This window comes from Streptomyces sp. NPDC001056, assembly GCF_053598955.1.
Genome location: NZ_JBSFLI010000008.1, coordinates 107,472 through 125,333, shown reverse-complemented (window position 1 = coordinate 125,333; position 17,862 = coordinate 107,472). Strand labels below are relative to the sequence as shown.

Annotated in this window: 17 protein-coding genes and 1 pseudogene; 6 read left to right on the top strand and 12 right to left on the bottom strand. The window is 70.8% G+C overall.

Annotation, left to right across the window (positions count from 1 at the left end; all coding sequences use genetic code 11):
• Positions 1 to 78: 78 nt before the first annotated feature.
• The 5 genes and pseudogenes from ACWDD7_RS12530 to ACWDD7_RS12510 all read right to left on the bottom strand — a co-directional run bounded on the left by ACWDD7_RS12530 (position 79) and on the right by ACWDD7_RS12510 (position 4,729).
• Positions 79 to 717 carry a GNAT family N-acetyltransferase gene (locus tag ACWDD7_RS12530; protein ID WP_450457330.1) on the bottom strand — a complete coding sequence of 213 codons (639 nt, stop codon included), beginning with the start codon at positions 715 to 717 and terminating at the stop codon, positions 79 to 81.
• Between the two features lie 169 nt (positions 718 to 886).
• Entirely contained in the window at positions 887 to 1,717 is an 831-nt protein-coding gene (locus ACWDD7_RS12525; RefSeq protein WP_351870527.1) for a MetQ/NlpA family ABC transporter substrate-binding protein, read from the bottom strand.
• A gap of 153 nt (positions 1,718 to 1,870) precedes the next feature.
• Entirely contained in the window at positions 1,871 to 2,608 is a 738-nt protein-coding gene (locus tag ACWDD7_RS12520; RefSeq protein WP_392214786.1) for a methionine ABC transporter permease, read from the bottom strand.
• Positions 2,605 to 3,639 carry a methionine ABC transporter ATP-binding protein gene (locus tag ACWDD7_RS12515; RefSeq protein WP_450457329.1) on the bottom strand — a complete coding sequence of 345 codons (1,035 nt, stop codon included), beginning with the start codon at positions 3,637 to 3,639 and terminating at the stop codon, positions 2,605 to 2,607. Before ACWDD7_RS12515 ends, ACWDD7_RS12520 begins: the two co-directional genes overlap by 4 nt.
• A gap of 399 nt (positions 3,640 to 4,038) precedes the next feature.
• Positions 4,039 to 4,729: pseudogene (locus ACWDD7_RS12510) on the bottom strand (HAD-IA family hydrolase).
• Between the two features lie 69 nt (positions 4,730 to 4,798).
• Between ACWDD7_RS12510 and ACWDD7_RS12505 the strand changes: the two are divergent.
• Entirely contained in the window at positions 4,799 to 5,158 is a 360-nt protein-coding gene (locus tag ACWDD7_RS12505; RefSeq protein WP_145483871.1) for a hypothetical protein, read from the top strand.
• 2 nt (positions 5,159 to 5,160) lie between these two features.
• Entirely contained in the window at positions 5,161 to 5,580 is a 420-nt protein-coding gene (locus ACWDD7_RS12500) for a hypothetical protein (protein WP_351870515.1), read from the top strand.
• A gap of 93 nt (positions 5,581 to 5,673) precedes the next feature.
• Here the strand turns inward: ACWDD7_RS12500 and ACWDD7_RS12495 are convergent, their stop codons facing one another.
• A complete protein-coding gene (locus ACWDD7_RS12495; RefSeq protein ID WP_450457395.1) occupies positions 5,674 to 6,171 on the bottom strand; it encodes a GNAT family N-acetyltransferase in 498 nt (165 codons plus the stop codon).
• Between the two features lie 174 nt (positions 6,172 to 6,345).
• Entirely contained in the window at positions 6,346 to 7,530 is a 1,185-nt protein-coding gene (locus ACWDD7_RS12490; protein WP_450457328.1) for a glycerophosphodiester phosphodiesterase, read from the bottom strand.
• Positions 7,531 to 7,878: 348 nt separating this feature from the next.
• Between ACWDD7_RS12490 and ACWDD7_RS12485 the strand changes: the two genes are divergently transcribed.
• Positions 7,879 to 8,550: a lysophospholipid acyltransferase family protein gene (locus tag ACWDD7_RS12485; protein ID WP_351870506.1), complete on the top strand. Its 672-nt coding sequence runs from the start codon at positions 7,879 to 7,881 to the stop codon at positions 8,548 to 8,550.
• A gap of 147 nt (positions 8,551 to 8,697) precedes the next feature.
• Positions 8,698 to 10,365, top strand: coding sequence for a multicopper oxidase family protein (locus tag ACWDD7_RS12480; protein ID WP_450457327.1), 1,668 nt, complete (start codon positions 8,698 to 8,700; stop codon positions 10,363 to 10,365).
• 19 nt (positions 10,366 to 10,384) lie between these two features.
• On the opposite strand, the gene ACWDD7_RS12475 is transcribed toward ACWDD7_RS12480, so the two are convergent.
• The 5 genes from ACWDD7_RS12475 to ACWDD7_RS12455 all read right to left on the bottom strand — a co-directional run bounded on the left by ACWDD7_RS12475 (position 10,385) and on the right by ACWDD7_RS12455 (position 16,404).
• A complete protein-coding gene (locus ACWDD7_RS12475; protein WP_450457326.1) occupies positions 10,385 to 11,908 on the bottom strand; it encodes an MFS transporter in 1,524 nt (507 codons plus the stop codon).
• Positions 11,905 to 12,456 (bottom strand): TetR/AcrR family transcriptional regulator, encoded by a 552-nt coding sequence (locus tag ACWDD7_RS12470; RefSeq protein ID WP_351870496.1) that lies wholly within the window; start codon positions 12,454 to 12,456, stop codon positions 11,905 to 11,907. The genes ACWDD7_RS12475 and ACWDD7_RS12470 overlap by 4 nt, the downstream gene beginning before the upstream one ends.
• An 84-nt stretch (positions 12,457 to 12,540) precedes the next feature.
• Positions 12,541 to 13,512 carry an aldo/keto reductase gene (locus ACWDD7_RS12465; protein WP_450457325.1) on the bottom strand — a complete coding sequence of 324 codons (972 nt, stop codon included), beginning with the start codon at positions 13,510 to 13,512 and terminating at the stop codon, positions 12,541 to 12,543.
• 137 nt (positions 13,513 to 13,649) lie between these two features.
• Positions 13,650 to 15,083 (bottom strand): argininosuccinate lyase, encoded by a 1,434-nt coding sequence (argH, locus tag ACWDD7_RS12460; protein ID WP_450457324.1) that lies wholly within the window; start codon positions 15,081 to 15,083, stop codon positions 13,650 to 13,652.
• Between the two features lie 118 nt (positions 15,084 to 15,201).
• Positions 15,202 to 16,404: an argininosuccinate synthase gene (locus ACWDD7_RS12455; protein ID WP_450457323.1), complete on the bottom strand. Its 1,203-nt coding sequence runs from the start codon at positions 16,402 to 16,404 to the stop codon at positions 15,202 to 15,204.
• A 131-nt stretch (positions 16,405 to 16,535) separates the two neighbouring features.
• Between ACWDD7_RS12455 and ACWDD7_RS12450 the strand changes: the two genes are divergently transcribed.
• Both ACWDD7_RS12450 and ACWDD7_RS12445 read left to right on the top strand, forming a co-directional pair.
• Complete coding sequence (locus tag ACWDD7_RS12450) at positions 16,536 to 17,123, top strand: pyridoxamine 5'-phosphate oxidase family protein (protein WP_351870485.1); 588 nt, start codon at positions 16,536 to 16,538, stop codon at positions 17,121 to 17,123.
• A gap of 2 nt (positions 17,124 to 17,125) precedes the next feature.
• Complete coding sequence (locus ACWDD7_RS12445; RefSeq protein ID WP_450457322.1) at positions 17,126 to 17,839, top strand: L,D-transpeptidase family protein; 714 nt, start codon at positions 17,126 to 17,128, stop codon at positions 17,837 to 17,839.
• Positions 17,840 to 17,862: the final 23 nt, after the last annotated feature.

Sequence of the window (17,862 nt, the reverse complement as noted above, 5' to 3'; positions counted from 1 at the left end):
GGGTGCGGGGCCCAGTGGCGGGCTTCGTGAGAGTACCCGGTCCCGCCGCACGGCCGAGGACGGGCCACGAGGGTGGCGTCAGTTCCAGTCGGCGTACGACGTGAAGCCGGCGGTGTCGGCGAGCTGTTCGTCGGCGCCTTCGAGATCCTCCGGCAGCAGGCTCCAGACGATGAAGTCGGTGCGCAGGTCGGCCCAGCCGCCGTCCTCGGTGCGCACATGGGCTATGCACGCGTTGCGCAGCACGCCCTCGCTGATGCAGCCGATCTTCTGGGCGACCTGCTGGGAGGCGGTGTTGTCGGCGGCGGTGCGCAGCTCGATGCGCTCGAAGCGCCGGTCGTCGAAGAGCCAGCGGGCGATGGCGAGCGCGGCCTCCGAGGCGTATCCCTCGCCGCGGGCCCAGGGGGCGACGATGTACGACAACTCGGTGGCGCGGATGTGCCAGTTGGTCTTGGACAGCTGGACGACGCCGACCAGACGCTGGGTGAGGAACTCGGTGACGGCGAGGTCCAGGCCCCGGCCCGCGGCGCGTTCGGCGGGCGCGTGCTCGGTGATCCAGCGGCGGGCACCGGCCTCGGTGAACGGCTGGGGCACGTCGGTCCAGGCGGCGACCTGCTCGTCGTTCATCATCTCGGCCAGGGCGGGCACGTCGTCCTCGTCGAGGGGGCGCAGCACCAACCGCTCCGTGCTGATGGAGATGTTGGGGAAGGTGCTCGTCATGCGCCGCTCCGTAACCTTCGGAAGAACTCGCGTGCCATCGGTGCCGTGGCACGGGTCTGCTGAACTGCCCAGCATGCAGCATGAAACCACTGAACCGCACGACGGGGTCCACACCCGGTGAGGGAGTGGACCCCGTGGGTCAGCGACGCGGTGCCTGCCGGTGGCCGGATCAGAAGGACGGGATGACCGAGCCCTGGTACTTGTCCTCGATGAACTTCTTGACCTCGGGCGAGGTGAGGAGCTTGGCGAGCTTCTTGACCCGCGGGTCGTTCTCGTTGCCCTTCTTGACGACGAGGAGGTTGACGTAGGGGTTGTCCTTCGCCGTCTCCAGGAGGATGGCGTCCTTGGCGGGCTTCAGCCCCGCGGAGATGGCGTAGTTGCCGTTGACGACCGCCGCGTCCACGTCGTCCAGGGAGCGCGGGGTCTGGGCCGCCTCGACCTCCTTGAACCGGAGGTGCTTGGGGTTCTTCGCGATGTCCTCGGGGGTGGCCTCGGAGCCGGCGCCGGGCTTGAGGGTGATGAGGCCGCCCGCGACGAGCAGCTTCAGGGCGCGGGACTCGTTGTCGGCGTCGTTCGGGACGGCGATGGTCGCACCGTTCTTGAGGTCGCCGGGCTTCTTGACCTTGTGCGAGTACAGGCCGAGGGGCTCCAGGTGCACGCCGACGACGGACACGAGGTGGGTGCCGCGCTTCTTGTTGAAGTCGTCCAGGTACGGCTTGGTCTGGAAGTAGTTGGCGCCCACCGAGCCGTCCTCGGTCGCCGTGTTCGGCGTGATGTAGTCGGTGAACTCCTTGACCTGGAGGTCGAGTCCGGCCTTCTTCGCGAGGTTCTTCTCGACGAAGTTCAGGACCTCGGCGTGCGGGACCGGGGTGGCGGCGACGACCAGCGGTCCGCTGTAGTCGTGGGAGGCCGAGGACTTGCCGGAGCCGCAGGCGGTCAGCCCGAGGGCGAGGGCTCCGGCGGCGAGGGCGGCGGTGGTGAACTTGACGGTGTTACGCACGAAAAGTGCCTTTCCTTATGGGTGGTGCGACCCCGGATCGGGGGGTGCGGCGCGAAGCGCCTTGTCGAGGGGTGGTGGTCGGGTGGCGGGCGGGCGGCGGGGCTGCGGGGGCGGCCACCTCGCAGAAACGTTTCTACGCGGCTTGGCCGGCGCCTACGCGGCCTTGCCGACCTCGGCCGTGTCCGGCGACTCGGCCTTCAGGAACCGCAGCCTGGGCGCGGGGCCGGAGCGGCCGCCGCGGCTGTGCAGGGCGCGCGCCGCGAAGTCGCCGGCGAACTGGATGAGGGAGATGACGACGGCGAGGATCGCGACGGTGATCCACATCAGCTCGGTCTCGAAGCGCTGGTAGCCGTAGCGCACGGCGAGGTCGCCGAGGCCGCCGCCGCCGACCGTGCCGGCCATGGCGGAGTAGCCGATGAGGGCGATGACCGTGGTGGTGGTGCCGGCGATCAGGGAGGGCAGGGACTCGGGGACGAGCACCTTGCGGACGATGGTCCAGGTGTTGCCGCCCATCGACTGCACGGCCTCCACGAGCCCGCCGTCCACCTCGCGCACGGACGTCTCGACCAGGCGGGCGAAGAACGGGATGCCGCCGATGGCGAGCGGTACGACCGCCGCGGCCGTGCCGATCGTCGTCCCGGTGACCCAGCGGGTGAAGCTCATCAGGGCGACCATCAGGATGATGAACGGCAGGGAGCGGCCGACGTTCACGATCTGGCCGATCACCTTGTTGGCGACGACGTTCTGCAGCAGGCCCCCGCGGTCCGTGAGGACGAGGAGCAGGCCGAGCGGGAGTCCCACGACGACGGCGATCAGGGTGGACCAGAGCACCATGTCGAACGTCTCGGAACACGCCTGCGACAGCAGGGGCTGCATCTCGGACCAGGTCACTTGGCACCTTCCTTCACGAGCACGGCCTCCTGGCCCACGACGTCGATCTGGAGCCCCTGCTCGCGCAGGAACCCGATGGGCACCACGTTGTCCTCGTAGCGGCCGGGCAGCTCGATGCGCATCCGGCCGATCTGCAGGCCGCCGACGGTGTCGATGGCGGCGCCCAGGATCGAGATGTCGATGTTGTAGGTGCGCGACAGCTGGGAGATGACCGGCTGGGTCGCGGCCTCGCCGTGGAAGGTGACGTCGACGACGGTGCGCTCGGCTCCCGTGCACTCGCCGCTCAGCGGGAACAGCGCGGCGGCCAGCTCGGAGCCGGGGGTGGCCAGCAGCTCGCTGACCGTGCCGGACTCCACGATCCGCCCCTTCTCCATCAGGGCGGCGGAGTCGCAGATCGACTTGACCACGTCCATCTCGTGGGTGATGAGCAGGACGGTGAGGCCGAGCTGCTGGTTCAGGTCGCGCAGCAGCTGGAGGATGGAGCGGGTGGTCTCCGGGTCGAGGGCGCTGGTGGCCTCGTCGGACAGCAGCACCTTGGGGTCGCCGGCCAGGGCGCGGGCGATGCCGACGCGCTGCTTCTGGCCGCCGGACAGCTGGGCGGGGTATGCCTTGGCCTTGTCGGCGAGGCCGACCAGGTCGAGCAGTGCGAGCGCCTTGCGGGAACGTTCCTTCCCGGACACGCCGAGGATCTCCAGCGGCAGCTCGACGTTGTCCTGCACGGTCCGCGAGGACAGCAGGTTGAAGTGCTGGAAGACCATGCCGATCCGGCTGCGCGCCCGGCGCAGCTCCCGGCCGGCGCGCGGTCCGCGGCCGGCCAGGGCGGTGAGGTCCTGCCCGGCGACGGTCACGGTGCCGGAGGTGGGTCGCTCCAGCAGGTTCACGCAGCGGATGAGGGAGGACTTGCCGGCGCCGGACTGGCCGATGACGCCGTAGACCTCGCCCTCGCGGACGTGGAGATCGACGCCGTCGAGGGCGGTGACATCGCGGCCGCGGGAGCGGTAGACCTTGGTCAGGCCCGATGTGGTGATCACAGGAATTCCGTCACTGTCGAGTGCGCGGGCACGGGTGTGCCCGGCACGGGTGCGTTGCGTGCGTTCGTTCGTTCGGGGACGCGGCACGGTCCTCGGGTGGCGGGGAACCGGGGAGAACGTCGTGTGCGCGGGGCGGCCGGCGGGTCCCACACGCCCGGTACGGACGCGGGACGGGCCGCGGCTCTCGCTTCGGGGCGCGAGGCTCGGATGGTGCGGGGGCCCTCTAGAAAGCGCACATTCGACACGGACACGTACAAACAGCACCGGGCGTCATGGTCGCCTCGGTCGCAGGGATGCGGCTGTTCGTCGTGGTCATGCGGCCCAGTAAAGCAGACGGTCACCGCCGACCGGTGGCCGCCGTCCGCATAGTGGACAGCCGCGGACACCTCGGGGCGGGGCTCAGTCGCGGACGGAGATGTCCACTCCCCCGCCGGTGGCCAGCGCGCGCAAGGCCGCGAGGTCGTCCACGACGAGGTCGGCGTCGAGTTCCCCGGCGCGGTGGGTTGTGGCCAACGCCACGGTCAGCATCCCGGCCGCGCGGCCCGCCCGCAGTCCGGCGGGGGCGTCCTCGAAGACCACGCAGTCGGCCGGATCCACGCCGAGCTGCCGGGCGGCCGGCAGACAGGGCTCGGGGTCCGGCTTGCCGTGGGTCACGTCGTCGGCGCTGACCAGGGACTTCGGGGTGATGCCCACCGCCGAGAGGCGGGCCTCCGCGAGCCGGCGGGTGGCGGAGGTGACCACGGCCCAGCGGTCGGCGGGCAGGGAGTCCAGGAACGCGCGGGTGCCGGGCAGCAGCCGCACGCCCCCGTTCGCCACGTCCTCCACCTCCAGCTGCTCGACCCGGGCGACGGCCTCCGGCACCAGGTCGGCGGGCAGGAGGTCGGCGATTATCTCCGCCGCGGTACGACCGTGCAGCTCCACCTGTCCGAACCGCTCGGCCGTGACCCCGTACTCATGGGCCATGGGGGTCCCCCGAGGACGGAGCTTGTCGGAGTTCTTGGGGGAGGGTCCAGCAGCGCACGACGGAGTCGTAGGAGGAGACCAGGGTGCCGTCGTTGTCGAACAGGAGGGCGTGCGCGTGGATCGTCATGGCCTCGACCGTGCGGTGTACGGCGGGGTCGGCGGCGTTGGCCCGTTTCCGCCGTAATAAGGTCACCGCATGCTCACTGTCCTGACGCTGGTGACCGGGGTCGCCGCGCTGCTGCTCGCCGCATGGTGCGGCTGGGCCGCCTATCGTGACCAGCCGACGAAGGACTGGCACTTCATCGGCATGGCCGTGGTGTCGTTGCTGGCCGTGATCCAGCTGGTGATCGGGATCGTGCAGCTGGCACGGGGCGAGAAGCCGGAGCAGGGTACCGCGATCTTCGTGGCGTATCTGCTGGGCGCGTTCGCGTGCGTTCCGGCCGCGGGGTTCATGTCGCTGGCCGAGCGGACCCGGTGGGGTTCGGTGACGGCCGCGGCGGGCGGCGTGGTGCTGGCCGTGCTTCAGGTCCGGCTCTTCGACATCTGGGGAGGCTGAGGATGACGACCGTGGAGGAGAAGCCGGCCCGGTTGATCAGCGGGCCGGGGATGCTGCTCGTGTGGTTCTACGGCGTGATGGTCGTCGGGGCGGTGTCGCGTTCCGTCTACCAGATCGCGACGGACTTCCAACGGGCGCCGCTCGCTTATTCGTTGTCCGCCGTGGCCGGGGTCGTGTACGCGTTCATCACGTACACCCTCGTGCGGGGCGGGGACGTCGCCCGGCGGGCGGCGTTGGTGTGCTGCGGTGTCGAGTTGGCGGGTGTGCTGCTCGTGGGGACGTGGACCCTGGTCGACCCCTCGGCGTTCCCCGACTCCACGGTGTGGTCCGACTACGGGATGGGGTACGTCTTCATTCCCGTGCTGCTCCCTCTTTCCGCGATGTACTGGTTGCGCAAGGCGCGGTCGCGCAGGGGCGCTTGAGTACGCCGGCGGCTTTCCGTCCGACGGGGTCGCCCGTGCCCGCGTGGCGGAGCCGCACATCGATACGGCCCCGCGCCCTTCGGGTCGCGTCGGTCACGCCGTCGTCGCGTAACTGGCCGCCGGCTTCTCCAGGACGATCAGCTCCACCCCGTCCGTTCCCTTGACGCGGCCCACCGCCTCGTAGCCGACCCGGCGGTAGAGGCTGAGGTTGCCCTCGCTGAGGTGGCCGGTCCGGAGGCGGAAGAGGGTGGCGCCGCGGTCCTCGGCCAGGGCGGCCTCGGCGGCGCGCAGCAGGCGGGCGCCGATACCGTGGCCCCGCAGGCGGGGATGGACGCAGAGCCGGGCGATGACGGCCGAGCCCTCCTCGGTGAGCTTGCCGCGTACGGCGCCGACCACCTCGTCGCCGAGCCGGGCGACGAAGACGCAGTCGACGGCGACCTCGCGGCGGACGGCGTCGAGGGTCTCGACGAGCGGCTCGATGCGGTAGTTGCCGTAGAGCTGTGCCTCGCTCTGGAAGCACAGGTACTGGAGGCGGAAGATGTCCTCCGCGTCCTGTTCGGTCGCCACCGAGATGGTCACGCTCATGCCCATGTGCGCATGCCTCCCGCTCACCTGATCATCTGTCGTCCCCCACACTCCTATCCCCGCGCTCGGCGGGAAACAACCTCCGTCGTGCGGTGCCGTCCTGTGAGATAGCCGACTCCCCCGCCGGTCTCCCTGCCGGCCGTGGCCTGCCGGGAGATCGGCGGGGGCGTCCGGTGCGGGTCAGGACAGGTAGTCGGCGCGGGCGAGGACGCCGGTGTCGGCGTTGTCGGTGAAGACGCCGTCGATGCCGGTCGCGAAGTACGCCTGGAAGGCGCCGAAGGGGTTGCCGTAGCCGTCGGCCGCGGTGCCCTTGCGGAACTCGGCGGGCAGGAAGGGGTTCTCGTTGCGCATGGTGTAGGGGTGCAGGATCAGGCCCACCCGGTGCGCGTCGGAGACCAGGGTGGAGGGCTCGCCGAGGCTGCCGTCCGCCTTCCTGGGGATGACCAGGTCCAGGGTGGGGCCGATGCCCTGGGCGTAACCGGCGATCTCCCGCAGGCCCTTGGGCGTGATCAGATCGCGAACGGTGCGCGGGTCGCCCGCCTCCACGAAGTCCCAGGGACGGCTGTCGGCCGCGGACAGCAGCACCACGAGCGGGTTGTCGACCAGCTGGTTGAGCTTCTGGATGCTGGTGGGCTCGAACGACTGCAGGATGACGGGGGAGTTGCGGGTGTCCTTGCCGTGCTTGCGCAGCAGCTTGGCGACCCGCTCCTCCAGGGCGAGGCCCAGCTTGCGGAAGTAGGTGGGGTGCTTGGTCTCGGGGTAGATCCAGACCTGCTTGCCGCGCTTGCGGGTCTGTTCGTCCTGCCACTTGAGGACTTCCTCGAAGGTGGGGATCTCCCAGCGGCCGTCGTAGAGGGTGTTGTGCGGGCGGTTGGCCGGGATGCGCTCGATCGCGCGCAGCGTCTTCAGCTCGGCGAGGGTGAAGTCCTCGGTGAACCAGCCGGTGGTGGGGACGCCGTCGAGCACCTTGGTGGTCTTGCGGCCGGCGAACTCGGGGTGGTCCGCGACATCGGTGGTGCCGCCGATCTCCGGCTCGTGCCGGCAGACGAGATGGCCGTCCCTGGTCGGGCAGAGGTCACCGGCCTCCACGATGTCGGCGCCGAGGTCGAGGGCCAGCTCGTAGGAGCCGAAGGTGTGCTCGGGGCGGTAGCCGCTGGCGCCGCGGTGGCCGATGACGGTGGGCACCGGCAGGCCCTTGAGCCCGCGCGCGGTGGCCTTCTTCGCCGTACCGGCCTCGGCGGCCCTGGCCGTGCCGGACAGTCCGAGGACCGCACCGCCCGCGCCCAGCATCGCGGCGCCGAGGAGCGCCCGCCGCCCCGTGACCTGCGTCTGTGGCTGCGTCTCGGTCGTACGCTCGGTTCCCATGGCGGCCTCCTGCCGTCTTCTGTCTTCTTCGCTCATCAGTCCGAGCGATCGTAGGGGTGGGCATATGACAGAAGGGCGGCTTCGCGTCGAACTCCCGGGTGACGGTGCGTGGCCCGTGTGTGCGGGCGGATGACGGGCCGTCGCTACGGCGACGGGGTGAGCGATGTCCGTCACATCGGCACAAGGGTGTTACACGCCGTCCGCCGCACGTCACCGCAGGTAAACCCACGTCAACACTTCGTAAGACCTCGGTGAACCGGCCGTGCCCGATGTGCGTTCGCGCCGGACCCGCGAGTAATGTCCTCACCTGCACAGACTCATATCGCTCCCCTGACATCGGAGGACCCGTTGTCCCGCTTCCGCCTCATCAAGGCAGTGCTCGGACCGATCATGCGCCTGATGTTCCGCCCACAGGTGGAGGGTGTGGAGCACATTCCGGGGGACGGCCCGGTGATTCTGGCCGGAAATCACCTCACCTTCATCGACTCGATCGTGCTGCCGCTGGTCACGAAGCGTCAGGTGCTCTTCATCGGCAAGGACGAGTACGTCACCGGCAAGGGCCTCAAGGGCCGGCTGATGGCGTGGTTCTTCACCGGCGTCGGCATGATCCCGGTGGACCGGGACGGCGCGAACGGCGGCGTGGCGGCGCTGATGACGGGGCGACGGGTCCTGGAGGAGGGCAAGGTCTTCGGGATCTACCCGGAGGGCACCCGCTCCCCCGACGGCCGCCTGTACCGGGGCCGCACGGGCATCGCCCGGCTGACCCTGATGACCGGCGCCCCGGTGGTGCCGTTCGCCATGATCGGCACCGACAAGCTGCAGCCCGGCGGAAACGGCATCCCGCGGCCCGGCAAGGTCACCGTCCGCTTCGGCCCGGCGATGGAGTTCTCCCGCTACGACGGCATGGACCGCGACCGCTATGTGCTGCGGGCGGTCACCGACTCCGTGATGGCGGAGGTCATGCGGCTGTCCGGGCAGGAGTACGTGGACATGTACGCCACCAAGGCGAAGGCCGCCTGAGCCTCACGCAGCAGATGGACGCGGGCCGTTCCGGTCGTACCGGGGCGGCCCGCGTTCGTCCGTCTGCCGGTGTGAATCTGCCCCGAGGCAGGGGCATTCGGCCTACGCCCCCGCGCGTGTGATCCACAGAACATGTCTGATTCAGGCATGGATACACCTTCGCGGCGAACCCTCCTCCGTGTCCCCATCGCAGCCGTCGGTGCGGGTTTCCTGGCGGCTTGCGGCTCCGGTTCAGGGCCCGAGAGCCGCTCCGGTCCCCACCACGCGGACACCGGGCCCCTCGGGGCGGGCATCGAGGGGAACTTCGTACCGGCGGGGCCCAAGGGGTACGTCAACCCGTCGGACCCGGAGGTCCTCGCCACCGAGCGCAAGCGGGGAGCGGGGCGGGTGCGCACCTACCGGTTCACCGCGGCGGAGGCCAAGCTCGACCTGGGCGGACGCTCCGTGCGCACCTGGGCGTACAACGACACGGTGCCGGGGCCGTTGGTCCGGGTCACCGCGGGCGACATCCTCGATCTGACGCTCGCCAACCGGCTGCCGACCACCACCACCCTGCACTCCCACGGGGTGCGGCTGCGCTGCGACATGGACGGCGTACCCGACCTGACCCAGCGGCCCATCCCGGCCGGCACGGACTTCCGTTACCGGTTCGCCGTGAAGCACCCGGGTACGTACCTGCTCCACTCCCACGTCGGGATGCAGCCCGACCGCGCCCTGTACGCGCCGCTCGTCGTGGACGATCCCAAGGAGACGCTCGCCTACGACAAGGAGTGGGTCGTCGTCCTGGACGACTGGCTCGACGGCGTGGCCGGGTCCACCCCCGACAACGTGCTCGAACAGCTCAAGCCGGGCGGCTCCGGGATGGCCGGCATGGGCATGGGCCCCGAGCACCCGCACGCGAGCGGCAGCCCGAGCCCGGGTCCCGGCAGGTCCGCCAAGGCGAAGTCGTCACCGCCCAAGAAGGCGGGAGGCGGCCCCGACCGGGTGCTGCGCGACTCCCACAGCATCATGCTCCAGGGCGACGGCGGCAGCGTCGACTACCCGTACTACCTCGCCAACGGGCGTCTGCCGCACAACCCCTCGGAGTTCCGCTGCCGTCCCGGTGACCGCGTCCGGCTGCGCTTCGTCAACGCGGGCTCGGAGACGGCCTTCCGGGTCTCCCTCGGCGGCCACGCCATGACGGTCACGCACACCGACGGCTACCCCGTGCGGCACAAGGAGACCGACGCGCTGCTCATCGGGATGTCCGAGCGGTACGACGTGCTGGTGACGGTCAAGGACGGCTGTTTCCCGCTGGTCGCGCTCGCCGAGGGCAAGAAGGGCAGCGCGCTCGCCGTGCTCCGCACCGACAAGGGCAGGAACCTCCCGGCGCCGGACGTCCGCCCCCGGGAACTGGACGGCGAGTGCGTGCCCGCGCGGCGGCTGGAACCGGCCGAATCGGTCGCCCTCCCCGAGCGGCATCCCGACCGCCAGATGCGCATCAGGGTCACCGGCAACATGCGGAAGTTCGACTGGGGTTTCGACCACAAGGCGTACGACGTCCGGCAACGGCACGAGATCCACGCCGGGGAGCGGGTGCGGCTCACTCTCATCAACGCGACGGACATGTGGCACCCGATGCATCTGCACGGCCACACGTTCGCGATGACCGGGCTGGACGCGGTGGGGGCGCGCAAGGACACGGCGCTGGTGCTGCCGCACCGGAAGCTGGTGGTGGAGTTCGACGCGGACAATCCGGGGTTGTGGATGCTGCACTGCCACAACCAGTACCACTCGGAGAGCGGCATGATGACGGTGCTGGGATACAAGCGGTGAGAGGTCGCCGAGCGGCCGGTCAGTCCGCGTTCTCCAGCTTCAGGCCCTTGAGCAGGAACCACGCCGCCACCGCCGTGCCCAGCAGGACCGCCGCGCCCGCCCCGGAGGCCAGGTGGAGGCCGTGGACGAAGGAGTCGCGGGCCGCGTCCAGCAAGGACTCGGCCGGCGCCGGGGCCATGCGGGACGCCGTGTCCACCGCCGCGCCCAGGGAGTCGTGGACGCCCGGTGGGGTGTGCGGCGGGGCGGGGAAGGCGCTGTAGACGGCGGTCACTATGGAGCCGAGGAGGGCGATGCCCAGGGCGGCGCCCAGCTCGTAGGCCGTCTCGGAGACCGCGGAGGCGGCTCCGGCCTTCTCCTTGGGAACGCTGGAGAGGATGACGTCGGCGGTGACCGTGAAGGACAGGCCCGCGCCGACGCCCACGACCAGCAGGGCGGCGCCGAGCACCGGGTAGCCCGTGGCCTGGCCGAGGGAGGTCAGCGCGGCCAGGGACAGGCCGACCGCGGCGAGTCCGGCCGAGACCACCGAGCGGACCGAGAAGCGGCGGGCCGCGTTGCCCGCGACCAGTCCGGCCACCACCGCGCCGACGGCGGCGGGCAGTTCGGCGAGGCCCGCCTCGAACGGCCGCCTGGCCTGGACGAGCTGGAGGTACTGGGAGAGGAAGAACACCAGGCCGGACATGCCGAGCACGGTCAGCAGGTCGGCGAGCACGGCGCCGCTGAAGCCGCGGTTGCCGAACAGCCGCATGTCCAGCAGCGGGACGGGCATGGTCAGTTGGCGGCGGACGAAGCCGTACAGGGCGGCGGCGCCCAGCAGACCGACGGCGAGCGTGGGCCCAAAGACGCCGTGGGCGGCCGTCTCCTTGACGGCGTACACCACGCCGATCATGCCGACGAGTGACAGCAGCACGCTGGCCAGGTCCCAGGGACCGGGGTCCGGGTCACGGGACTCGGGGAGGGTGCGGACGCCGACCAGGACGAGGACCGCCATCACCGGAAGGTTGATCAGGAAGACCGAGCCCCACCAGAAGTGCTCCAGCAGGAAGCCGCCCGCGATGGGGCCGAGCGCCGTACCGGCGGAGGCCGTGGCGCCCCAGATGCCGACGGCGAGGCTGCGCTCGCGCGGGTCGTGGAAGAGGTTGCGGATCAGGGCGAGGGTGGCGGGCATCAGGGTCGCGCCCGCGACACCGAGCAGCGCCCGCGCCAGGATCATCGACTCGGGTGTCGTCGCATAGGCGTTGAGCACGGATATCGCGCCGAACGCGGTGGCGCCGCAGAGCAGGATCCGCTTGCGGCCGACGCGGTCGCCGAGGCTGCCCATGGAGACCAGCAGGCCGGCGATGACGAAGGAGTAGACGTCACCGATCCACAGCAGCTGGGTGCCGGAGGGGTGGAGGTCCTCGCTGATGAAGGGGGTCGCCAGGCCGAGGACGGTGGCGTCGACGGCCACCAGCAGCACGGCCAGGACGAGGACGGAGAGCGCGAGCCAACGGCCCGGACGCTTCTCCACCTCCGCCACACGCGCCGGCTGCAGGGTGCTGGTCATGGTTCCTCTCTCCGTAGAGCGCCGCCGAGCAACAGCTCGGCGACCATGGTCGGGAAGTCGCGGGCGGCCACGCGGCCGTCCAGGGTGGCCCAGGCGCAGGACGCGGTCAGGCCGTACAGCGCCTCGGTGAGCCAGACGGGGGTCAGGTCGATGCGGAACTCGCCGCCCTGCTGTCCGCGCTGGAACAGGGCGCCGATCCGGCTGTCGAGCCGCTGCCAGCCGTCGTTCTGCCGGTCGCCCTCCCACAGCTGGCTCTCGCCGTACAGGAAGGCGAGCAGTCCCGCGGCCGGCTGGATCTCGCGGACCAGCCTGCGGACGGCGTCGGTCGCGGACCCCTCCTCCGGGCGGGCCCGGTCGAGCGCCGCCTCGCACTCCGCGATGCCGAGCGCCTCCAGGGCCCGTACGAGCGCGTCGCGTCCGGCGAAGTGGCGGTGCAGCGTGGCCCGGCTGATCCCGGCTGCTTTGGCGACCTCGTCCATGGTCGCGGTGGATTTACGGGTCAGCAGGGCGGCGGCGCTGCGCAGCACATGGTCTCGGTCCAGGGCCATGAGACAAGAGTAGCCCACATGAGACGTGAACGTCTCATCATGGGCATGCACGACTCATCATGGCTGGCCAGCCGGGGTGTCAGGTCAGTGCCAGGGCAGCCGGCCGCGCCGCTCCCAGTAGACGCGCGGGTCCTCCGTGAGCGTGGCGAGCCGGGTCATCCGGTCCGCGTCCAGGTCGACGGCGGGGGCGTGCAGATTGGAGGCGAGCTGACCGAGGGTCACGGCGCCGGACAGGACGACGCCCACCCAGGGCTGGCGCAGGATCCAGGCGAGGGCGACGGCGTCGCAGCCGAGTTCCGCCTCGGCGGCGACCGACTTCACGACCTCGGGGGCGTGGGGCTCGGCGAGCCGGCCGTTCGCCATGCCCTCCTTGACGATCACGGTCAGCCCGGCGTCGTGGGCCTCGGCGAGGGCGGGGGCGGCCGAGTGCTCCAGGACGTTGTACGTCGACTGGACGGTACGGAAGAGGGGCTCGCCGTCGACCGTCACGGCGAGGGCGGCACGGACGGTCTCCGCCTGCCGCGGGCCGCTGGTGGAGAAGCCGATGGTCAGGCCCCCGGCGGCGGCCTCCGCGAGCCTCGCGTGGAGTTCCTTGTCGGTGAGGGCCGGGCTGTCCGGGGTGAGCGAGTGGATCTGGTAGAGGTCGAGCCTCTCGCCGAGCAGGGCGTCGGTCTCGGCGCGCTGCCGCTCGTACGTCGCCAGGCTGTGGTCCTTGACCTCGTGCCGCTCGGCCTCGGTGGACCAGTCGGCGGTGTAGGTGTAGCCCCACTTGCTGCCCACGACCACGTCGTCGATGCCGGGGTTCGCCTCCAGCCACGCCGCGAGGAACTCCTCGGAACGGCCGTAGGAGCGGGCGACGTCGAAGTAGCGGACCCCCTGGGCGTAGGCGGCGTCGAGGAGCTGGTGGGTGCGGGTGCGCAGGGCGTCGACGTCGCGGGCCTCTCCGAGGTCGCGGTCGCGGCCGAGGTTGATGTAGCCGGGGCGACCGACGGCGGCGAGGCCGAGGCCGATGTGACAGGTGGGGGTCGTCGCGGTCGCGAGGCGGGCGAAGGGCATCGCGGACTCCGTTCGGTCGGCTCCGGTACGGTATGCGACCAACGTAACCCGCGATGTGCTTCGTCCAGGGGCCCGGCTCGTGCGGTGGCCGCGCGTGGGCGGGTGGTGAGCGGCGTGTCGCGCGGCTCCCGGCGCCCCTAGCGGGGCGCCTTGGCCTTGGCCCATTCGTGCTGCCGGGCCACGTTCGCCTTCACCTCGGCCAGTTGGACGGCGACCGCGCTCGGGGCCGTACCGCCGCGTCCGCTGCGGGAGGCCAGGGCGCCCGGGACGTTGAGGACCGTGCGGACCTCGGGGGTGAGGTGGGCGGAGATCTTGGCGAACTGGTCGTCCGTCAGTTCGTCCAGTTCCTTGCCCTCGGACTCGGCTACCTTGACGCACTCGCCGGCGACCTCGTGGGCCACGCGGAAGGGGACGCCCTGGCGGACCAGCCACTCGGCGATGTCGGTGGCGAGGGAGAAGCCGGCCGGGGCCAGTTCCTCCATGCGCTCCCGGTGCACGGTGAGGGTGGCCATCATGCCGGTGAAGGCGGGCAGCAGGATCTCCAGCTGGTCGCAGGAGTCGAAGACCGGCTCCTTGTCCTCCTGGAGGTCGCGGTTGTAGGCGAGGGGAAGCGCCTTCAACGTGGCGAGGAGACCGGTGAGGTTGCCGATCAGGCGGCCGGACTTGCCCCGGGCCAGCTCCGCGATGTCCGGGTTCTTCTTCTGCGGCATGATCGAGGAGCCGGTGGAGAACGCGTCGTGGAGGGTGACGAAGGAGAACTCCTTCGTGTTCCAGATGATGATCTCCTCGGCGATCCGGGAGAGGTTGACGCCGATCATCGCGGTGATGAAGGCGAACTCGGCGACGAAGTCCCGGGAGGCGGTGCCGTCGATGGAGTTGGCGACGCTGCCGTGCTCGAAGCCGAGGTCCCTCGCGACCGCCTCCGGGTCCAGGCCCAGGGAGGAGCCCGCGAGGGCGCCCGAGCCGTACGGCGAGACCGCCGTGCGCTCGTCCCACTGGCGCAGCCGCTCCGCGTCCCGGGACAGGGACTGGACGTGGGCGAGGACGTGGTGGGCGAAGAGCACGGGCTGGGCGTGCTGGAGGTGGGTGCGGCCGGGCATCGCCACGTCCGGGTGGGCCTGCGCCAGGCCGATCAGGGCGTCCTGGAGGTCGGCGATCAGGCCGCCGATGATCCGGGCGTGGTCCCTGAGGTACATCCGGAAGAGGGTGGCCACCTGGTCGTTGCGGGAGCGGCCCGCGCGGAGCTTGCCGCCCAGGTCGGGGCCGAGGCGCTCCAGCAGGCCGCGCTCCAGGGCGGTGTGCACGTCCTCGTCGGCGATGGTGCCGGTGAAGGAGCCGTCGGCGACGTCCGTCTCCAGCTGGTCGAGCCCGGCGATCATGCGGGTCAGCTCGTCCTCGGTGAGGAGCCCGGCCTGGTGCAGCACGCGTGCGTGGGCACGCGAGCCGGCGATGTCGTAGGGCGCGAGCCGCCAGTCGAAGTGGACGGACGCGGACAGCTTCGCCAGGGCCTCGGCGGGACCGTCGGCGAAACGGCCGCCCCAGAGCCGTACGTCACCGCTGTTGCTGCTCACTGCGTTGCTCCTCGGGAGATGTCTCTGTGCGACCGCCTCCCCACCCTTGCAGGTGAGGAGGCGGCTGTCAGGCTGATGCGTGCGAGGTGAACCCGTAAGGGGTCAGACCAGGTCTACGTCAGGCTCGGCCCGCGAGATCACGCCGAGCGGCGATCTTCGACGACAGGCTGTAGATGTCGATGAAGCCCTTGGCCGCCGCCTGGTCGAAGGTGTCGCCCGTGTCGTAGGTGGCGAGGTTGAAGTCGTACAGGGACGACTCGGAGCGCCGGCCGGTGACGACGGCGCGGCCGCCGTGCAGGGTCATCCGGATGTCGCCGGTCACGTGCTGGTTGGCCTCGTTGACGAAGCCGTCCAGGGCGCGCTTGAGCGGGGAGAACCACTGGCCGTCGTAGACCAGCTCGCCCCAGCGCTGCTCGACCTGGCGCTTGTAGCGGGCCAGCTCGCGCTCGACCGTGACGTTCTCCAGCTCCTGGTGGGCGGTGATCAGGGCGATGGCGCCGGGGGCCTCGTAGACCTCGCGGGACTTGATGCCGACGAGGCGGTCCTCGACCATGTCGATCCGGCCGATGCCCTGGGCGCCCGCCCGCTCGTTGAGCTGCTGGATGGCCTGCAGGACGGTGACGGGCTTGCCGTCGATCGCGACCGGGACGCCCTCCTTGAAGGTGATGACGACCTCGTCGGCCTCACGCGGGGTGGCGGGGTTGGAGGTGTACTCGTAGATGTCCTCGATCGGGGCGTTCCAGATGTCCTCCAGGAAGCCCGTCTCGACCGCGCGTCCGAAGACGTTCTGGTCGATGGAGTACGGGGACTTCTTGGTGGTGGCGATCGGGAGCTGCTTGGCCTCGCAGAAGGCGATCGCCTTGTCGCGGGTCATCGCGTAGTCGCGGACCGGGGCGATGCACTTCAGGTCCGGGGCGAGGGCGACGATGCCGGCCTCGAAGCGGACCTGGTCGTTGCCCTTGCCGGTGCAGCCGTGGGCGACCGTGGTGGCGCCGTGCTTCTGGGCGGCGGCGACGAGGTGCTTGACGATCGTCGGCCGGGAGAGGGCGGAGACCAGCGGGTAGCGGTCCATGTACAGGGCGTTGGCCTTGATCGCCGGGAGGCAGTACTCGTCGGCGAACTCGTCCTTGGCGTCGGCGACCTCGGCCTCGACCGCACCGCACGCGAGGGCGCGCTTGCGGATGACGTCCAGGTCCTCGCCGCCCTGGCCGACGTCGACCGCGACGGCGATGACCTCGGCGCCCGTCTCCTCGGCGATCCAGCCGATGGCGACGGAGGTGTCCAGACCGCCTGAGTAGGCGAGTACGACGCGCTCGGTCACGGGTTTTCTCCTCACAGTGCATTCGCTGATATGCATGAGTATGCAGAACTCCGCATGATTCGTCAATCGCCCCTCCGGGTGAACCCCGAATCCTTAGACAGTCGAAAGGCTTCCGGGGATAATCCGCGCACATGGGAAAGACCTACGAGCGCATCGACGGCAGGCTCCGTACGTTCATCGAGGAGCAGCCCCTCTTCTTCACCGCCACGGCGCCGCTGTCCGGCGACGGCCGGGTCAACCTCTCCCCCAAGGGCCTCAAGGGCTCGTTCGCCGTGCTGGACGAACTCACCGTGGCCTACCTGGACTTCGCCGGATCCAACGCGGAGACCATCGCCCATCTGCGCGAGAACGGGCGGATCACCCTGATGTGGTGCGCCTTCCAGGGCCCGCCGAACATCGTGCGGGTGCACGGCAGGGGCGAGCCGGTCTTCCGCGACGACCCGCGCTTCCCCCGGCTGCTCGCCCGCTTCCCGGACGTCGACACGCGCTCGCACGGGCTGCGCGCGGTCGTCGTGGTGCACGCCGAGCTGATCCGGGACACCTGCGGGTACGCCGTCCCCTTCATGGCCTACGAGGAGGAACGCGATCTGCACGAGCGGCGCTTCGCGCGGGAGGACGACGCCTCGCTGAACGAGTACTTCACCGGGAAGGAGCACATCGCCACGAGCCTGGACGGACTGCCCGGGCTGCCGTTGCCGCTGCCCCCGTCTAGCGTCTGAGCATGCGCCCCGGTGTCGTCGCCAGCCTCGTGCCCCTCTGCGCGCTCGGCCTGCTCGGGGCCGCGCCCGCCCCGCGCGGGCCGGCGCCGGTCCCGCTGCCGGCACGGATGGCGGACACCGGCGGCGGCACCCAGCTGATCATCGCGCAGGCGCCGGACACCAGGTCCACCACCGGCACGGTCACCTGGTGGGACCTGCGGAACGGGGCGTGGACCCAGGCCGGTTCCGCGCCGGCGCGGTTCGGGGCGAACGGGCTGGTCGAGGGGGATTCGCGCAAGCAGGGCACGCGTACGACGCCGACCGGGCTGTACGACCTCCCGTTCGGGTTCGGGACCAGGGCGGCGCCCGCCGGCACGGGGATCTCCTACCGGGCGGTGAAGGAGAGTTCCTGGTGGTGCCAGGACAACGCGTCGTCGTCGTACAACCGGTGGACGGACCCGCTGCCGGAGGACTGCCGGGCGACCGAGGCGGAGCACCTGAGCGCGTACGGCGGGCAGTACGCGTACGGGCTCGTCGTGGGGTTCAACTACCACCGGCCGGTGCGGGACAGGGGGGCCGGGATCTTTCTGCACGTCAACGGCAAGGGGGCGACGGCCGGTTGTGTGTCGGTGCCGGAGGATTCCATGCGGCGGATCTTGCGCTGGGTGGCGCCCGGGAAGGGGCCGCACATCGCCCTCGGGACGTCCAGCGGCGTGACAGGCATCAGCCGGTACTGATCCACCGTGCGCGGTTCCCCGCG

Coding starts and splice junctions, on each gene's coding strand:
- ACWDD7_RS12495 (WP_450457395.1), bottom strand. CDS start 6,171: ATGGGCATGAGCGTGACCATCTCGGTGGCGACCGAACAGGACGCGGAG.
- ACWDD7_RS12450 (WP_351870485.1), top strand. CDS start 16,536: ATGGGAAAGACCTACGAGCGCATCGACGGCAGGCTCCGTACGTTCATC.
- ACWDD7_RS12445 (WP_450457322.1), top strand. CDS start 17,126: ATGCGCCCCGGTGTCGTCGCCAGCCTCGTGCCCCTCTGCGCGCTCGGC.
- ACWDD7_RS12500 (WP_351870515.1), top strand. CDS start 5,161: ATGACGACCGTGGAGGAGAAGCCGGCCCGGTTGATCAGCGGGCCGGGG.
- ACWDD7_RS12505 (WP_145483871.1), top strand. CDS start 4,799: ATGCTCACTGTCCTGACGCTGGTGACCGGGGTCGCCGCGCTGCTGCTC.
- ACWDD7_RS12475 (WP_450457326.1), bottom strand. CDS start 11,908: ATGACCAGCACCCTGCAGCCGGCGCGTGTGGCGGAGGTGGAGAAGCGT.
- ACWDD7_RS12480 (WP_450457327.1), top strand. CDS start 8,698: ATGGATACACCTTCGCGGCGAACCCTCCTCCGTGTCCCCATCGCAGCC.
- ACWDD7_RS12530 (WP_450457330.1), bottom strand. CDS start 717: ATGACGAGCACCTTCCCCAACATCTCCATCAGCACGGAGCGGTTGGTG.
- ACWDD7_RS12465 (WP_450457325.1), bottom strand. CDS start 13,512: ATGCCCTTCGCCCGCCTCGCGACCGCGACGACCCCCACCTGTCACATC.
- ACWDD7_RS12470 (WP_351870496.1), bottom strand. CDS start 12,456: ATGGCCCTGGACCGAGACCATGTGCTGCGCAGCGCCGCCGCCCTGCTG.
- ACWDD7_RS12490 (WP_450457328.1), bottom strand. CDS start 7,530: ATGGGAACCGAGCGTACGACCGAGACGCAGCCACAGACGCAGGTCACG.